The sequence below is a fragment of the Kitasatospora sp. NPDC051914 genome (assembly GCF_040680995.1).
GTDB lineage: Bacteria > Actinomycetota > Actinomycetes > Streptomycetales > Streptomycetaceae > Kitasatospora.
In genome coordinates, this window is record NZ_JBFAXX010000015.1 from 17,079 (window position 1) to 33,285 (window position 16,207).

Consider the following 16,207-nt stretch of genomic DNA (forward strand, 5'->3'; position numbering starts at 1 on the left):
GTTGATTACGATGGGACGGCCGGACTACCGACGCACCGGGGACGGGCCATGCTTGCCGTGCTGCGCAACCGCACCTACCGCCACCTGTTCACGGCGCAGGTCGTCGCCCTGGTCGGCACCGGACTGGCGACCGTGGCGCTCGCCCTGCTGGCGTACGACCTCGCCGGGGCTGACGCGGGCGCAGTGCTGGGTACCGCCCTGGCGATCAAGATGGTGGCGTACGTGGGCATCGCGCCGCTCGCGGGCGCCTTCGCCGGCCGCATCCCGCACCGGGCGCTGATGGTCGCGACGGACCTCACCCGGGCCGGCACGGCCCTGGCCCTGCCGTTCGTCGACCGGGTGTGGCAGATCTACCTGATGGTGTTCCTGCTCCAGGCGGCCTCGGCCGCGTTCACCCCGACCTTCCAGGCGACCGTCCCCCGGGTGCTGCCCGCCGAACGGGACTACACCGACGCCCTGTCGCTCTCCCGACTCGCCTACGACCTGGAGTCGCTGTTCAGCCCGGCACTGGCCGCGCTGCTGCTGACCGCGGTCTCCTACGACTGGCTGTTCACCGGGACGGCGCTCGGCTTCGCCGCCTCGGCCGCCCTGATCGTCTCCGCCGTCCTGCCGAAGGCTCCCGCGGCCGAAGGCACCGGAGGTGTCCGCACCCGGGCGGCGTTCGGCTCCCGGCTGTTCCGGGCCACGCCCAGGCTGCGGGCCCTGCTCGCGCTCGACCTCGCGGTCGCCGCCGCCGGGGCGATCGTGTTCGTGAACACGGTCGTGGTGGTGCGCGGGCACTTCCACCGGGCCGCCGGGGACGTCTCGCTCGCGCTCGGCGCCTACGGCGCAGGGTCGATGCTCGCCGCCCTGGCGCTGCCGCGCCTTCTGTCGCGGGTGGGCGACCGGGCGGTGATGCTGCCCGCGGCCCTGGCGCTGCCCGCCGTGCTCGCCGTCGTCGCCGCGGTCACCGCCGCCGCCCCGGACGGGTGGGCGTGGGCCGCACTGCTGGCGGCGTGGGCGCTGATCGGTGCCGCCGGTTCGGCGGTGCTCACCCCCGGCGGGCGGGTGATCCGCCGCTCGGCCGCCGACGAGGACCTGCCGGCCGCGTTCGCCGCCCAGTTCTCGCTCTCGCACTCCTGCTGGCTGCTGACCTACCCGCTCGCCGGCTGGCTCGCCGCCGGTGCCGGACTGCCCGCCACCGCCCTCGTCCTGGGCGGCATCGCGCTCGCCGCCGCCCTGGGCGCCACCGCGCTGTGGCCCCGCCGCGACCCCGACGCGCTCCAGCACGAGCACACCGACCTGCCGCCCGGGCACCCCCACCTCGCCGGCGCCCACCCGTCCCGGGCCGGCGGCTGGAGCCACGGCCACCACTACGTCATCGACCGGCACCACCACGCCTGGCCGCACACCACCCGCGACCGGGCCGCCGCCGGCTGACCGCGGCCCGTCCGGCACTGTCCGAAAAGAGCCTGCTGCTCCGCCCGGGGGGTTTCCGGGCGGAGCAGGGCCGTGCCGTTCTGCGGTGGACCGGAGGGCCTCGGGCCGGGTCGGCCCATGGTGCGCCGCATCCCTTCCCGCGAGGCCCGGTCCCCACCGGGTGAGCGGCGGGAGGGGGCGGGCGCGGCCGCCGTCCGGCTGCGGGTTGCCTCCCCGGAACGGCTCCGGGCTTCGCCGGACGGGCTGCAGCCCGGGGGCGTCCGTGACGGACCGGGCGCTCGGGCCGGCCGGCCGGGATCAGCACGGCCGCACCGCCGCGGGGCGGGTGGGCACCAGGGACGTGGTGACGATGCGGCGGTTGGCCCGGCGGAACTCCTCGGCCACCCGGCCGCAGCCGGGGCACTCCTCCAGGTGCCGGGCGAGCTCCCGTCCGCGGCGCCGGCCGGGGCGGCGGACGGCGCCGGTCAGCAGCGAGGTGAAGTAGCCGCACTCCAGGCCGGTGCCCTCGTCCACGTGCGCGCGCAGGTACGCCTCGCGCAGCCCGGCGCGGGCACGGGCCGCGAGGGAGCGCACCCCGCTGGGCGTCATGCTCATCCGCTGGGCGACGGTGGCGGCGGACTCGCCCTCCACCACGAAGAACCACAGCAGCACCTGCCACCGCTCGGGGAGGGAGCGGTAGGCCTTGGCGACCAGTGCCGTCTCCTCGGCCGCGAGCAGGGCGCCCTCGGTCTCCGCCTCGTCGGCCAGGAGCTCGGCCCAGGTGTGGAAGTCCTCCGGCAGCACGACCCGGTCGGTGGTCTGGGCGCTCCACTCCATGGCCGTCCGGCGGACGCAGGCCTGCAGGTACGGGCGCCAGGCGTACCGCGGGCCGCGGCCGCGGGTGACGGACGTGTAGGTGCTGACGTAGGCCTCGGCGGCGAGGTCCTGGGCGGTCTGCAGGTCGCGGCAGTAGCGGCGGGCGTAGGCGACCACGGCACCGTGGTGGCGGGTGAACACCTCGGCCATCACCTCCCGGATGCGGGAGGTGCCGGTCGGGGTCGATGCGGCGAGCGCCTCCGCGAGTTCGGCGTCGCTCAGCGCGCTCAAACCCGATTCGCGGGTGCTGGTACGAAGGTTCATGTGTTCCTCCTCAGCTCTGGCCTTCTCACGGCGGGGAGTTCGCGGCCCGGCCGGCATGTCGGCCGGCCGGGCCGGGACGGGGAACTGCCTGGAAAAGGGCATCGACGGCGGTCTGCTGCTGGGCCGTCGGGACGGTGTGGCAGGAAGGGCCACAGCACACCAGTCCCATGGGTTTCAGGGCAACCGTCTCCGGAGGGGCCGGGCGCCCGGCGATTCCGGAACCGAATGTGTTGAAACCGCGTGCATTGCGGCGAAGCGGCGCGCAGGCCGTGCCGCAGCCGCCCTGACGGCCGGCTGCGGCGCCCGTCGACACCCTGGCAAGGCCACGTCAAGTACGAAGGCCCATCAATTTCAAAACAGTTGATACAGCATTGGCATGGTTGCGCGTCTCGGCGAGCGCGATTTCATGGCAAGCTGACGGTCCGTCACATGCCTTTTCGCCACGGTCAGGCACCGTGCGGCGGCGGAGAGCGGCAACAGGGCGAGGGTTCCCGCCGGCCGGTGCCGGCGGGAACCCTCGCCCTGTTGTCGGTTGTCGGGATCGTTCTTGTCGGTTGTCGGGATCGTTCACCCGCTGCCGGGTTGCATGTGCGCGCCGGTGTGGTCGGCCCCGCCGACGATCTGTCCGCCGAGCAGCCCGTGCATGGTGTCCGCCGTGGTGTCGGACAGCACGACCACCCACCTGTCGCCCACCAGGTACGACCCGCCGTAGGCCTCGGCCTCCGTGGTCCAGGCGTCCTGGGCGCGTGCGGTCGGGAAGGTGGCGATCCACACCTCTTCCCCACCGGAGGTGCACAGGCCCTGCCGGAGGTCGGCCGCGTCGGTGGTGATCTCGGCCTTGCAGCCGATCCGGCGGGCCAGGTCCTCCACCGAGCGGTGGCTGTCCGGGCGCTCCGCCGCCTGCGACGGGCCGGCCATCCCGCCTGCCCCCCAGAGGAGTTCGGCGACCCCCAGGAGGAGCAGGACGACCAGCGCGGACCACTTGAGCGCGGTGCGGACGGTACGGTCGCCCCCCGGCGGTGCGAGGGAGGCGCTCAGCGCCCTCACTTGCCGGTCGCCGCCTTGCCCTGCGGGTTGATGGCCGTCCACATCCCGTTGCCCATGCCGTTGCCGAGGGCGTCACCGTAGCCCTGGTCGCCCGTGTAGAGGTACGCGGGCGTGCAGTTGATGCTCAGCTGCCAGCTGCCGTCCGGCCGCTGCATCTTGCCGACCAGCTTCGGGTCCACGCCCTTGATCTTCTTGGGGTCCACCGGGGGCGCCGGCGTCCAGGTCTTGAGGCACTCCCCCACGCAGTTGGACTTCATCGGCCAGGCGGTGTCCTTGCCGAAGTGGTAGAGGGTACGGCCGTTGGCGTCCACCATGATCGGGCCGAGCTCCGGGTGGACGAAGACGGAGATCTGCAGGCCCGCCGGGGGCTGCTGCTGGGTCTGCTCCTGCTTCTCGGTGGGCTGCGCCGTGGGCGCGGTGGTCGCCGGGGTGCCGGCGCCGCCTGCCTTGGCCTTCGACCCGTCCGGCGCCAGGGCGTGCCACGTACCGCCCACGCCCTCGCCGTTGGTGTCACCGGGCGCCTTGTCCTGCGCGTAGCGGTAGGCCGGCCAGCCGCCCACCGTCAGCTGGCGCTTGCCGTCGGCGCGGGTGATCACGCCGAGCTTCCCCGAGTCGATGCCTTCGCCGGCCGTGGTGTTGCCGTCGTTGACGACCGGCGGCCAGGTCGTGGCGCAGGTGCCGGAGCAGTTGGACGCCGGCGGCTTGGCGGTGTCCTTGTCGAACCGGTAGAGGGTGAAGCCCTCGCTGTCCGTCAGGACGGCGCCGAGCTTCTCGTCCTGGCGGACGGCCAGCTGGCCGGCCGCCTTGCCGCTGCCGGCGCCCGCGGAGGGCGCGGCGTCGCCGTAGACGCCGTACCCGCCGGCCGGGGCCGGCGTCCCACCGGCCGCCTGGGAGTCGGCCTTCGCGTTGGACGGACTGGCACTGCTGTTGGCGCTCCCGAAGGCCGCCATGAGGACGAGGCCGGCCAGCAGGAGGCAGACCGCCACGAGTCCGTATCGTTTCGTCGTCAAGATCGTCCTTGCCTTTCCATCGGTGGTGCCTGGTCTTTCGGGGGAATTGCGGGGTCAGGTCGGGCGGCCCGCCGGGCGCAGGGCACGGCTGTCGGCCGAGTGGTCGGTCGGGTGGTCGGTGGAGCGGCCGGCCGGTGGCCGGGCGGCGCTCACTGGATGCGCAGCGCCAGTGCGGGGCACCGGTCGACCGCGCGGGCGGCCTGCTGGAGCAGCTGCGGCGGGACGGGCATGACGCCGGCGGCGGGGAAGCCGTCCGCCTCCAGGCTGATGACCTCGGGGAGGACGCTGGTGCACAGCCCGTGGGCCTCGCAGAGCGTCCAGTCCACGACGATGCTTCCGGCGCTCTCCACGACCGGCATCGGGAGCACGTCCTGGACGGTCCGGCCGCAGCCGTACTGGTACGAGTGCATCTGCAGGTCCTCGTCGAAGACCTCCAGGGCCGAGATCACGAACCGGGCGGCGGCGTCGGGGTGGCTGCACGCGCCCCGTCCCTTGACCGCCCGCATCCGGGTCTCGAGCACGTCCAGGGCGGCCCGGCCGCCGCCCCGGACCACTGCTTCCAGGGCCTTGACCACGGCGGGGAGGCCGAGGTAGCAGGGGCCGCACTGGCCGGCCGTTTCGTCGGCCATCCAGCGGGCGACGCGGAGCGCCTCGCCCAGCGGGCAGGTGGTGTGCGGCAGGGGGAGGATCGCGCCGGCGCCCAGCGCCCCGCCGAGGGCCTGCATGGACTGGCGCGACACCAGGGCCTTGCCGGCGGCCTCGGGGGTCAGCCAGGTGCCGTGGTAACCGCCGGTCAGGACGCCCTGCCCGATGTCCATGCCGAACATTCCGAGCAGTTCGGCGAGCGGGACACCGGTGGGTGTCTCCACGACCTGGGAGCCGGCCAGGGTCAGCAGGACCGTCCCCGGCTCCGCCGGGAGGCCGACCTCCCGGTACGGCAGTGCCCCCAGCCGGGCCGCGACCGCGAGCTGCGCGTACGTCTCGGCGTTGGACAGCAGGGTCGGCAGGCCCCCGACACCGCTGTCGCTGGTCCGCACGCCGCCGCCGCGCGGGAGGGCGATCCCGCTGGTGATGCCGCGGGCCAGTGAGCTCCCCTCCCCCGAGACGAACCGCTCGGGCAGTCGGGCGACGGAGACCGGCACCCGCGTCCCGCGCCGCTCGGCCAGTGCCTGGCGCAGCGACTGCTCGGTGTCGGCGCGGGTGACTCCGAGCACCACCTGTTCGGCGTCCAGTGCCTCGGCCGCCAGCAGCGCACCGTCCATGACGAGGTGGGGGGTCCGCAGCAGGAGTGCGGCGTCTTTCAGGCAACTCGGTTCTCCTTCCGTTCCGTTGACCACCACGACCGGGCGGGTGCGGCGGCGGGCGGCCGACTTGACGACGGCCCGGACCTTCCTCGCGAACGGGAAGCCGGCTCCGCCCCGGCCGCGCAGGTTGACGTTCTCGGCCAGGTCTGCCAGTTCGTCGGCCGCCATCGCGGCCGGCCGGCCGTGGACGAGCAGGTGCTCGCGGTAGTCCAGCCGCTCGGTCTGTTCCAGGCCCGCGAACAGGACGGGCCGGCCGAGCCAGGCGATCGGTGCGCCGCTCATCCGTCCTGCCGCCGCCGTCCGGTGCCCGCGCCGACCGTCGGCCGACCGGGCGCCTCGGGCCGGACGGGGGCGGCGGGACGGCGGGCCGGGCCGCGGTCCTGGAAGGCCATCCGCAGCCCGAGCACGACGACCACGCCCACCACGGCGGCGCTGTAGAGGACGGTCACCCAGGGGGCGGGCACCCGGCTCGCGTTCAGTCCGTGGACGAGTGCGGCTCCCCAGGCCGGATAGGCGAGGATGTGGACGATCCGCCACCTGCGGGCCTCGCCGGTGCGGGCGAGCAGCCCGCGGGCCGCCCCGGCGAGGGCCACCGCCAGGAGCAGGTACCCGGCGACCACGCCGAGGCCGAGGAGCACCGGCCGATCGGGGTCGGTGAACGGCACGAAGGCCGCCAGCGCGCCGATGTGGTCCTGGATCAGGTTCATCCACACGTGCAGGACGAGGAAGACCACACCGCTGATGCCCATCGCCCGGTGGATCGCCTGGGCGGCCAGGCGGTGGACGGGGTAGAGCAGCAGCCGGTCGGTCGCCGTGAGCCCCCACAGGACGGCGGAGGAGAAGGACACCAGGGCGAGGACCCCGGCGGCCACCCCGAGGAACGCCTGCAGTGCGCCGTTGAGGACCACGGCCGCCAGGCCCAGGCCCATCGCCAGCCATGGCAGGAGCGACCACGGCGAGCGCGGGGTCCGGCCCGCCTCCTCGGGCCGGCCCACGACGGTCACCTCGGGCGCCGGTGCGGCGGGGCCGGTCCGGCCGATCCGCTCCATCTCGACGGTGCGGTCCGTGCGGTCCGTCCGGCGTGCTCCGGCCGCCCGGTGTGCCCGGCCCGCTCGCGCCGGCCCCGCGGCCGAATGCCAGGATCGGCGTCCTTGCCCTGTCAACATGCCTGAGCCCTCCGGCCTCGTCCTTGCTCCGCTCGAATGGGGCGCCCGGCGTCCCCGGGCGGGCCGCGCGGGTACCGGCGGCCCGGGCCGCCCGGGTGCGTCCCGGCCGCGGCCCTGCGGGTCATCCGCAGCGACGACCCTCGTTGATGCAGCTGACCATCTGGTCCAGCAGGTTGCGGTTCATCACGTTGATGAAGTCACCGTGGTCGGTGATCGGGTTGTGGAGCTGCTCGGGGAAGCTGTCGACGGCGAACTTCACCCCGGACGGCACGTCGTAGGTGATGCGCTGCACCAGCTGGGGGATCACCCGGAAGTTCCTCGGGCAGCTGCCGTTCTTGGAGAAGGCGGTGTGGGTGCGGTGGTTGGCGCTGTCGATGTTCTTGCCGTCCCAGCAGTCGGGGAACTTCAGCGTCCGCACGACCCGGCTGCCGTTCGGGCAGATCGGGTACTTGTCGGCGAGCTGCCGGTCCTCGAACCCGGTGCAGCTCCACGAGGCGTGGGCGTTGTCGGGCCCGTTGGTGAGGGCCTTGGCGTCGCCGGTGATGATCCGCAGGAAGCGGGTCATCGGCTGGACCTTGGCCCCGTTGGGCGAGTTGTAGGTGATGCCGGCCTCGGCCGGCTGCAGGATGCGCCCCACGTTGCGGTCCTTTCCGCCGCCCGGGGCCTTGAGGTCCTTGTCGTTGCTGCCGTCGAGGAGCCGCAGCACCGGCCAGTAGTAGGCCGACTGGTCCCCGTTGGAGCAGGTGGTGCCGGCGCCGGCGAGCTTGCCGTTGGAGGAGAAGCCGTCGGTGATGCGGTTCCCGACGTAGTCGTGCATGTGGTGGGCGCCGTTGCTGACGCCGGGGGCCACGATCACGTTGTCGGGGTTGAGGTGGCGGTTCTCGTTGCGGCCGCACCGGGAGGTGAAGCTGCCGGTGGCCGGGCCCGTCCGGGCGGGCTTGGGGTTGTTCGGGGAGACGGACCTGATGTCGACGAAGCCGCGTCCCAGGCCGGACTTCTGCGACTTCTGCGCGGTCGGGGCCTTGCTGCGCTCGGCCGCGTTCACGGCCTCCGGGGTGTAGTCCCGGGCGGACGCGTCGACCACCAGGTCGCGCCGGATCGAGCAGTTCGCCAGTCCGGCGACGTCCTTGGGCAGACCGGAGTCCGGCCCGGCGCTCGCCGCGAGCTTCTGCAGGGTCGCGGTGCGCTTCGCCGCCAGGTCGCTCATGACGCTCTTCTCACCGCCGCCGGCGCCGGACTCCGCGAGGCTCTGGTACGCGTCCGCCACCTGCACGTCGAGCTCGGCGAGGCCGCGGTCGACGTCCGCCTTGGCGTCGTCCGGGACGGAGTCGAGGCTCGCGCCGACGTCCGCGCAGGCGACGGTGCCCATCTGGGCGGCGGCCGGCTGCGAGCGCCACGGACGCTGCCCGGCGAACGCCGCCGCGGCGAGCACCGACGCGCCGCCGACGGCCAGCACCCCGGCCAGCAGCAGGGCGAGCATTCTCCGCCCCGCCGCATCACGTTTGTGAATCCTCATGTTCGTACCCTCGAAACGGGATCGGGCCTGTCGGACAGGCGTGGACAGCCTTGTTGCTGCATGTGTCTAGCGCTGCGTCCCCGCGGGTGCCGGGGCGGTCCTCGCGGACGGCGAGGACGAGCCTCCCGGCGGGCCGGAAAGGGCGCCGTAATTCACCAGCCCGGTGTCCTCCAGGACCGTGATGTGGTCCAGCACCGTGGAATTCGTCATGGTCGCGAGATTCCGGACGGTGGAATTCTGGGTGCCGGCGCGCACCTGGGCGACAACGGCGAACACCTGGCCGTGGGCATTGCGCAGGATATTGGCGAAGAGCCGGTCGAACTCCTCCCCCTGGGCGGCGTCCAGCTGTTTCAGCCAGGCCTTCTGCTGGTCGGAGGGCTCCTCGGGGACGCCCAGGTTCAGGGTCGCGGCCGCCTCCAGCACGGCCCGGTCGAGATCGGTGTGCCCGGAGATCAGGTGCTCGCCGGCGGTCTTGACCTCGGGGGTGCCGCCCTTGTCGAGGGCCATCCGGCCTGCTGGGAGCTCCCACAGCCCCGCCAGCCGGACCCGTTTGACGAAGTCCCGGTCGAGCGGGGTCAGCGGCCCGGTCGGCGTCTGAACCGTCCCCGGCGACGCCTCCCCCGCCTGCGGGCTGCGGTACGAGCCCGCGGACCGCACGACGGGGACCAGCAGCGCCGCCGCCGTCGACATCATGGCAAGAATCACGAGAAGAGTGGCGAAGGACCGCGGAAATCGGCTCACTTTGGGAATGCCGTAGGGGAATGTTCCACGTCCGCGCTTCTTCCTCGAAGATGACATCGGCTTCCTCATCACGCCGGGGGCGAAACGAGCGCACCGGCCCGCCGGCGGAAATCCTCCGAACGGATTCCCGGCGGCCGCACCGACACACTACGGGCCGCGGGATGTTCCGTCGGAGAATTCGTCGGAAATGGACAGACTCGGTGGTCGCACGTCCCGGTCGAAGGTCACGGGAATCGGGGGACGGTCAGGACGGGGTACGGCTCACGCGCCGCTGCGCCGGACGTCCTGCCGGGGCTCGGAGGCCGGGGGCAGTTCCTCCGCCCGGCGGCGCAGCCGGGCGCACTCGGCCGCCATGCCGTGGATCTTCAGTGCCAGCAGGATCTCGAACCGGGCCTGCGCGGTGCGCAGGCTGCTGCCGAAGATCCGCTCCAGCTTGCGGAGCCGGTACCGGACGGTGTTGGGGTGGATGCGCAGCAGGACGGCCGCCTCCGCCGCACCTCCGCCCTCCAGCCAGGCGAGCAGGGTCTGCTCCATCCGGTCGCGCTGGCGCGGCGTCATGTCCCTCAGTCTGCCGAGCCACTTGGCCGACAGGCGGCCGGCCAGCAGCGGGTCCTGGAAGAGCATCACCTTCGCCAGGTGGTCCTCGACGAAGAGGAGTTCCCCGGTGGTGCCCGGCCACTGGGGCGTCACCGCCAGCAGGGTGCGGGCCCAGCGCAGCGAGGCGCCGGCGTCGGCCCGCGACACCACCGGGCCCACCACCGCCGACCTGCCGCGGAGCCAGCGGGCGAGCGTGTGCTGCATCCCGGGGGCGGGGTCGGGGATCAGCAGGTACGGTTCCGGCCCGTGGAGGTAGGCGACCACCTTCACGGCGGACAGCCCGGGCGGGGGCGGCCCCGGCACCGTGGAGAGCGCCACCGCCTGGACCGTTCCCTGACCGGCCCGCAGCGCCGCCAGGTCGGCGGGCTCGGCGGGCCGGCGCCGCACCGGTTCGCGGCGGGTGCCGCGGGTGCCGGGCCCGCTGTGTCCGCTGCGGCCACTGGGTCCGCTGCGGCCCCCGCCGGGCAGGGTCAGCGCATCCACAGCGGCTCCCTCCGCTGCGCATCGGGACAGCACCGCCGGGGAGGGGCACCGGACTTGGCGGCTCGGGCGGCGCCGCGGCCCGCCGGGGGCGTCCGCTCGGAAAGGGCGGACGGCGACTGCAATGCCGGGCGGCCACTGGGACAAGGACGCACGGAACACCTCCCGGGGAACTGCCGGCCACGGGCGGGCCGGTCACCGGGAAAAGAGGCCGGAACCGAGGTTTCGTCCCGCGGCTTTGCCAATCCTTTACCATCCGCCGGAGGGCTGTAACTCGCCCGCTCGCCTCCGGGCCCTCCCGGCCCGGGGCCGACGCTCGGGGCGGAGACGCTCCCGCAGCCACCGCCGGGCAGCCACCCGAAGGACCGTCAACACACGTGCGGGACAGGGAGGATGGGAGCGCTCCCGGGCCCGCTTTCAGCAAATCCCCAGGTGGACCGACGCTGTGGTGCGGGGCCGGTGCACGGTACATTGCCGTACCGGCCGCGCCGCGGGGCGCCGCGCCGACCCCTGTGTCCCACACCCTCCGGACGCGAGCGAGGCCACGATGCGACTGAATCTCAATCAACTGGCGATTTTCGCAAAGGTCATCGAATGCGGAGGATTCTCGGCCGCGAGCCAGGTACTGTTCCTCAGCCAGTCGTCCGTCTCGAAGCAGGTGCAGAGCCTGGAGATAGCCCTGCGGACCCAACTGGTCGACCGGTCCGGCCCGAAGATACGCCCGACCCTGGCCGGCGAGGTCCTGCTCGCGCAGACCAAGGAGGTGCTCGCCCTGGCCGACCGGGCCGTCAAGGCCGTCCACGCCGCGGCCCTGCTGCGCACCGAACCGCTGGTCATCGGCAGCACCGGCACCATCGGCGGACACTTCCTGCCGGCCGTCCTGCAGGAGCTGCGGCGCCGGGAGCCCTCCGCCCAGTTCAGCCTCGCCGTCACCTCCGCCGACCGGCTCGCCGAGGCGCTGGAGGAGGGCCGGACGGGCATCGGGCTGAGCGGCGGCCCGCTGCCGCCCGGCCGGTACCGCTCGGAACGGCTGGCCGGCGAGGACATGCTGCTGATCTGCCCGCCCGACCACCCGCTGGCGGGCCGCAAGGTCGCCCCCGCCGACCTCGCGGGCGAGACCTTCCTGCTGCGCGAGGACGGCTCGCAGACCCGCCGCCAGCTCACCGACCTCCTGCACGGCTGGGAGCTGGCCGGCGCCGAGACCCTCGACCTGTGGGGCACCGAGGGCATCAAGGAGGCGGTGCGGATCGGCCTGGGGGTGGGGCTGGTGGCGCGCCGTTGCGTCCGGCTCGAACTCCGCCACGGCGTGCTGGCCGAACTCGAGGTCCACCCGGCGCCCGAGCGCCGCACCGTGATGGCCAACTGGACCCTGGCCCGCCCGCTGACGGCGTACGAGCAGCTGCTCCTCCCCCTGCTGCGGGAGGTCGCCCGGGTGGGCGCGGCGGCGTGACGGCCGGGGCCGGCGGCGGTCGGGCCACCGCCGGAGAACGGTGACAGGATGGAACTGCGGCAGCCGGCGGACTGCGGGCCGCAGGGCTGCACGAGGACGGTCCTCCCGGGTGCACCGGAAGCGAGGTCGGACGGTGGACGTGCGCATCTGGTTCAACAGGATCTGGCCCGCGCGGGTGCACCTGATCCCGATGCTGCGGGACAACCCGGACCACGCCCGCGTCCGCGTCTACGGAACCCATCCGGACCGGGAGGCAGTGGCGTTCACGGCCTGTGACACGGCGGGTCCCGAGCCGGTCGAGGACGAGTCCTTCTTCGGCTTCGCCGTCGACTTCTGCCGGCGGCACCGGATCGACGTCCTGATGCCGTCCTCGCGGCTGGTGGCGCTCGCCGACCGGGCGGAGGCGTTCGCGGCGGTCGGCACGGCGGTCATGTGCGCACCCGCCGAGACCCTCCGCACGGTGACCGACAAGAGCCGGACGTACGCGGCGGCCGAGCACTCCGGGGTGCCGACCGCCCCGTGGCGGGCGGTGTCCGACGCCGACGGACTGCGGAAGGCCGTCGGGGAGTTCGCCGCAACGGGCAGCGCCCTGTGCGTCAAACCGTCGGGCGAGTACTCCGCCTACGGCTTCCGGCTCCTGGACGACTCCCCGCTGGAGGTCTCGGACTTCGACCGCCTGCCGCGGCCCACGGCATCGGTCGCCGCGGTCGCGGGGGCACTGCAGCGCGCCCTGGACAGGGGCGATCCCGTTCCCGAGCTGATCGTGATGCCGTACCTGGAGGGGCCGGAGATCAGCGTCGACTGCCTGTCCGACGCGGCGGGCACCCTGGTGAGCGCGATCGCCAGGGCCAAGTCGGGGAGGGTCCGGACGCTGGTGGACGACCCCGAGGTGGCCGAACTCGCCCGGCGGATCGTCGGACACTTCCGCCTGTCGTACCTGTCCAACGTCCAATTCCGCTACTGGCAGGGGCGGCCGGTGCTGCTGGAGGTCAACGCCAGGGCGGCGGCAGGCATCCACCAGACCCGCATGACCGGGGTGAACCTCCCGTGGGCAGCCGTACGGATGCTGCTGTACGGGGACCCGGGCCCGCTGCCCGAGCCGAGGCTCGGGGGCCGGCTCGCGGTGGTCGAGCAGGCCGTCGCCGTCTCCGGGCCCGGGTGCCCGCCCAGGTGGACTGCGGTGGGCCCGGGTTGAGGTCCACGGCCACGGCGGCGGACGCGTGCCGCGCCGGAGCGGTGGTGCAGGCCGTACCGGGGTACCGGTACTTCTCGGAGATGAGTCGCCGTACTCATGTACGCGGGCAGGCCGACCCTGCACACTCTGCGCATGACGAGCCCCCACACCGCTCCCTGCCCCGACTGCGGCGCCGACCTCGGCACCGGCCCGCACGCGCGGTGCCCGCACTGCCGGCTGCCGCTCACCGGCGCCGACGCCGCCGCGCTCTGGCAGGTCGTCATGGCGCTGCGCGGGCTGGACGAGCAGCGCGCGGCGATGGTGCGGCACCGGGACCACCTGCTCGCCGGGCTGCGCGCCCGCCGGGACGCCCCCGACACCGCCCCGGTGTGGGGAGCGCCACCTCCCGCAGTGCCTACAGCCGTCGGCGCCGGCGGGCCGGCCGAGGTCTCCGGCCGGTCGGCGCAGACCGTCCTGCTGGTGCTCGGCGGACTGCTGGTGAGCGTCGCCGCGCTGGTGTTCACCGTGGTCAGCTGGGGCCGGCTGGGCATCGGCGGCCGCAGCGCCGTCCTGTTCGCCCTCACGGCCGTCGCCCTGTTCCTTCCGTCCCCGCTGCGCCGCCGCCGGCTCACCGCGACCGCGGAGGCGGCGGCCGCCGTCGGAATCGGCTTCCTGGTGCTGGACTGCTACGCGGCCAGAGCCGCCGGCCTCGCGGGGCTCGACGGCATCGGCGGGTTCGCCTACTGGGCCGGTGCCACCGCGCTGCTCGCCGCCGGGTGCCTGGCCTACGGCCGGGCGCAGCAGCTGCGGTTCCCGCTCGCGGCGGGCTTCCTGCTGACGCGGGTGCCCGTGCTGCTGGCCCTGGCTGCGGCCGAGGTGGAACAGGTCGAGGCGTACGCGGCGGCGATGGTCGGGGCGACGGTCCTGGACGTGGTGCTGCTGGTGCGTGCGGAGCGGCATGCGGCGGGGCGGCCCGTCGGCGGGGTGAGGTTCCGGCAGGCCGGGGCGGGCTACGCGGCGGTGTGGGCACTGCTCGGCGGGGCCGTCGCGGTGCTCGGGTCGGCGACCTCCCACGGGTTCGCGGAGGCCGTTGCGGCCTGGGGGCCGCTGGGTGTGCTGGCGGCCCTCGGGACGGGGGCGGCGCTCCGGCTGCCGATCCTGCCCCGCGGGGCGCGGCAGTTGCTGGCGGCCGGCGCGGGCGTGGCGGTGCTCGCCGCGGCCGGCGGAACGCTGCGCCCGCTGCTGCCGTGGGACTGGGCGGCGGTGGCGTACGGGCTGCCGGCGATGCTGCTAGTGGTCGGCATGGGCGTACTGCTGCGGCACCGGACGGAGGCCGGGCAGGCGGCGGAGGCCGAGGCCGGCACGGATGCGGTGCCGGAGGCGACTTCGGAGTCGGTCGTGCGGACGGCCCGGACGGGTGTCCTGTGCGCGGCGGCCGCGGTGCTCGGGGCGGCCTCGCTGGGGGCGGTGCCGCAGGTGCTGACCGCTGCGCTGGCGCCGCTGGGTCACGCCGCCACCGTCTGGGGGCAGGGCGACGGGTCCGGCTGGGGCCCGCAGGCGCAGTGGCAGGTGCCGGGCCCGGCGCTGGTCGGGCTCGCGCTGGTCGCCGTGCCACTGGGTGCGGTGGCTGCGCTGAAGGCCGTCCGGCTGCCGGCGGAGGTCCCTGCGACCGGCGCCGTGGTGACGGGTCTCCCGGTGGTGGCCCTGGCGGCGCCTGCCGTCGGACTGCCGTACGGGGCCTCGGTGGGCTGGGCACTGCTGCTCGCCGCGGCGGCTGCCGCAGTGGTCTGGGTGCGGCCGCTGCGGACGGCGGCATGGGCCGGACTCGTGGTCACGGCCGGGCTGGCGCTGGCCTGGGCGTCGGCGGACCGGGCCGCCACGATCACCGCCCTCGGTGCCTGCGCGGCGCTCGCGGCAGTGGCCGCCCGGCGTGCCGTCACCCGTGGTGGCCCCACCGGGCAGGCAGCCGCGGCGGCGGCAGCCGTTGCCGTACTCGCCCTCGGCGTCGAGGCCGCGGCGATCGGCGACACGGCCGGCCTGACGCAGCCGTCCGTCGCGCTCGCGATCCTGGGCGTCGCAGCGGCCACCGCGCCGGTGGCCGCCCTGCTCGCCCGCCGGGCTGGTGCGGTCGAGGCCGCTCCTGGTGCTGCGGCGGGGCTCCGGCAGGTGGCCCGGACGGTGGAGGGCACCGGGTACGCGCTGGCCGCGGTGGCGCTCGGGCTGACGGCCGCTTACCCGGGGGTGCTGGCGTTCGGACTGGCGGCGGCCGGCGTGGGGGCCGCGGCGGTCGCGCTGCGCCCCGGCCGGCGGGTGCCGGCCGGGATCGCGGCGACCCTTCTGCTGCTGGCCTCGTCCTGGGTGCGGCTGGCGCTCTGGGAGGTGGTCACGCCCGAGGCGTACACCCTGGGCGCGGCCGCTGCGGCGCTGGCGGTCGGGCACCTGCGGTACCGCCGTGACGCGGCGCTGTCCTCCTGGTCGGCGTACGGCCCCGGCCTGGGTCTCGCCCTCACGCCGAGCGTCCTGGCACTGGGATCGGACGGGCACTGGCTCCGTCCGCTGCTGCTGGGCGCCGCCGCGCTCGGGGTGACCGTGCTCGGCGTGCGGTTCCGGCTGCAGGCGCCGCTCGTCCTGGGCGGCGGCGCACTGCTGGTGACGGCGGGACACGAACTGGCGCCCACCGTGGTCCAGGTGCTCGGGCTGCTGCCGCGCTGGGTCCCGCTGGCCGTGGCCGGCCTGCTCCTGCTGACCCTCGGCGCGGGCTACGAGCAGCGCCTGCGCGACGCACGCCGCCTCCGCGACGGCCTCCGGCGCCTGCGGTGAGCGGCCGCTCCACGCGGTGGAGGGAATATCCTCTGGTCACGCCGGGTGCCGGGGTGATCTGATGTCCTCCATGGCGGGGATGAGCATCACGGTCTGTCTGCCGGCACAGGAGGCCGGACGGGTGGAGGCAGCGGTCGAGGAGGCGATGGCGCCGTTCGAGATCGACTACACCCGCGGTGAGGACCTGGACATCTGGGACTTCTGGGTGATCACCGGCGGCTCCGCCCGTGGCGGTGGTTTCCACGTCCTCCCCGGCCACGAGCGGGATCCCCGGCTGGTCCGGCAGTTCTCCCCCATGTGGCCGGCGGGGGGATCACCCCTTGCATGAACTCGCGGACCAGCGGGTCGCGGGTGCCGGCGAGAA

At 74.6% G+C, this 16,207-nt stretch carries 13 protein-coding genes; 5 read left to right on the forward strand and 8 right to left on the reverse strand.

Annotated features, from left to right (window positions below; genetic code table 11):
• Positions 1–48: 48 nt before the first annotated feature.
• A complete protein-coding gene (locus AB0M03_RS12275) occupies positions 49–1,419 on the forward strand; it encodes an MFS transporter (RefSeq protein ID WP_363491293.1) in 1,371 nt (456 codons plus the stop codon).
• A 297-nt stretch (positions 1,420–1,716) separates the two neighbouring features.
• Here AB0M03_RS12275 and AB0M03_RS12280 read toward each other — a convergent pair whose 3' ends face one another.
• From AB0M03_RS12280 to AB0M03_RS12315, 8 genes are all read right to left on the reverse strand, one after another.
• Positions 1,717–2,538, reverse strand: coding sequence for a sigma-70 family RNA polymerase sigma factor (locus tag AB0M03_RS12280; protein WP_363491295.1), 822 nt, complete (start codon positions 2,536–2,538; stop codon positions 1,717–1,719).
• A gap of 567 nt (positions 2,539–3,105) precedes the next feature.
• Positions 3,106–3,585, reverse strand: a complete 480-nt coding sequence (locus AB0M03_RS12285; RefSeq protein ID WP_363491297.1) for a hypothetical protein — start codon at positions 3,583–3,585, stop codon at positions 3,106–3,108.
• Positions 3,582–4,595, reverse strand: coding sequence for an SCO0930 family lipoprotein (locus AB0M03_RS12290; RefSeq protein WP_363491299.1), 1,014 nt, complete (start codon positions 4,593–4,595; stop codon positions 3,582–3,584). The genes AB0M03_RS12285 and AB0M03_RS12290 overlap by 4 nt, the downstream gene beginning before the upstream one ends.
• A 149-nt stretch (positions 4,596–4,744) precedes the next feature.
• A complete protein-coding gene (locus AB0M03_RS12295) occupies positions 4,745–6,181 on the reverse strand; it encodes an NADH-ubiquinone oxidoreductase-F iron-sulfur binding region domain-containing protein (protein WP_363491301.1) in 1,437 nt (478 codons plus the stop codon).
• Positions 6,178–6,948 (reverse strand): hypothetical protein, encoded by a 771-nt coding sequence (locus AB0M03_RS12300; RefSeq protein WP_363491303.1) that lies wholly within the window; start codon positions 6,946–6,948, stop codon positions 6,178–6,180. Before AB0M03_RS12300 ends, AB0M03_RS12295 begins: the two co-directional genes overlap by 4 nt.
• 238 nt (positions 6,949–7,186) lie before the next feature.
• On the reverse strand, positions 7,187–8,581 hold the full coding sequence (locus tag AB0M03_RS12305; protein WP_363491305.1) for a DUF1996 domain-containing protein: 1,395 nt from the start codon (positions 8,579–8,581) through the stop codon (positions 7,187–7,189).
• A 66-nt stretch (positions 8,582–8,647) separates the two neighbouring features.
• Positions 8,648–9,286 (reverse strand): DUF4142 domain-containing protein, encoded by a 639-nt coding sequence (locus AB0M03_RS12310; RefSeq protein WP_363491307.1) that lies wholly within the window; start codon positions 9,284–9,286, stop codon positions 8,648–8,650.
• A gap of 297 nt (positions 9,287–9,583) precedes the next feature.
• On the reverse strand, positions 9,584–10,402 hold the full coding sequence (locus tag AB0M03_RS12315) for a helix-turn-helix domain-containing protein (RefSeq protein ID WP_363491309.1): 819 nt from the start codon (positions 10,400–10,402) through the stop codon (positions 9,584–9,586).
• A 544-nt stretch (positions 10,403–10,946) separates the two neighbouring features.
• Between AB0M03_RS12315 and AB0M03_RS12320 the strand changes: the two genes are divergently transcribed.
• From AB0M03_RS12320 to AB0M03_RS12335, 4 genes are all read left to right on the forward strand, one after another.
• Positions 10,947–11,849: a LysR family transcriptional regulator gene (locus tag AB0M03_RS12320; protein ID WP_363491311.1), complete on the forward strand. Its 903-nt coding sequence runs from the start codon at positions 10,947–10,949 to the stop codon at positions 11,847–11,849.
• Between the two features lie 133 nt (positions 11,850–11,982).
• On the forward strand, positions 11,983–13,044 hold the full coding sequence (locus tag AB0M03_RS12325; protein WP_363491313.1) for an ATP-grasp domain-containing protein: 1,062 nt from the start codon (positions 11,983–11,985) through the stop codon (positions 13,042–13,044).
• Between the two features lie 132 nt (positions 13,045–13,176).
• The gene (locus AB0M03_RS12330; RefSeq protein WP_363491315.1) at positions 13,177–15,843 is read left to right on the forward strand and encodes a hypothetical protein; all 2,667 of its coding nucleotides are present in this window, start codon (positions 13,177–13,179) and stop codon (positions 15,841–15,843) included.
• A 70-nt stretch (positions 15,844–15,913) separates the two neighbouring features.
• Positions 15,914–16,171 (forward strand): hypothetical protein, encoded by a 258-nt coding sequence (locus AB0M03_RS12335; RefSeq protein ID WP_363491317.1) that lies wholly within the window; start codon positions 15,914–15,916, stop codon positions 16,169–16,171.
• Positions 16,172–16,207: the final 36 nt, after the last annotated feature.

Excerpts from the sequence above, each read along its gene's own strand:
- AB0M03_RS12275 (WP_363491293.1), top strand. The coding sequence starts at position 49 with ATGCTTGCCGTGCTGCGCAACCGCACCTACCGCCACCTGTTCACGGCG.
- AB0M03_RS12280 (WP_363491295.1), bottom strand. The coding sequence starts at position 2,538 with ATGAACCTTCGTACCAGCACCCGCGAATCGGGTTTGAGCGCGCTGAGC.
- AB0M03_RS12295 (WP_363491301.1), bottom strand. The coding sequence starts at position 6,181 with ATGAGCGGCGCACCGATCGCCTGGCTCGGCCGGCCCGTCCTGTTCGCG.
- AB0M03_RS12300 (WP_363491303.1), bottom strand. The coding sequence starts at position 6,948 with ATGGAGCGGATCGGCCGGACCGGCCCCGCCGCACCGGCGCCCGAGGTG.
- AB0M03_RS12305 (WP_363491305.1), bottom strand. The coding sequence starts at position 8,581 with ATGAGGATTCACAAACGTGATGCGGCGGGGCGGAGAATGCTCGCCCTG.
- AB0M03_RS12320 (WP_363491311.1), top strand. The coding sequence starts at position 10,947 with ATGCGACTGAATCTCAATCAACTGGCGATTTTCGCAAAGGTCATCGAA.
- AB0M03_RS12330 (WP_363491315.1), top strand. The coding sequence starts at position 13,177 with ATGACGAGCCCCCACACCGCTCCCTGCCCCGACTGCGGCGCCGACCTC.
- AB0M03_RS12335 (WP_363491317.1), top strand. The coding sequence starts at position 15,914 with ATGGCGGGGATGAGCATCACGGTCTGTCTGCCGGCACAGGAGGCCGGA.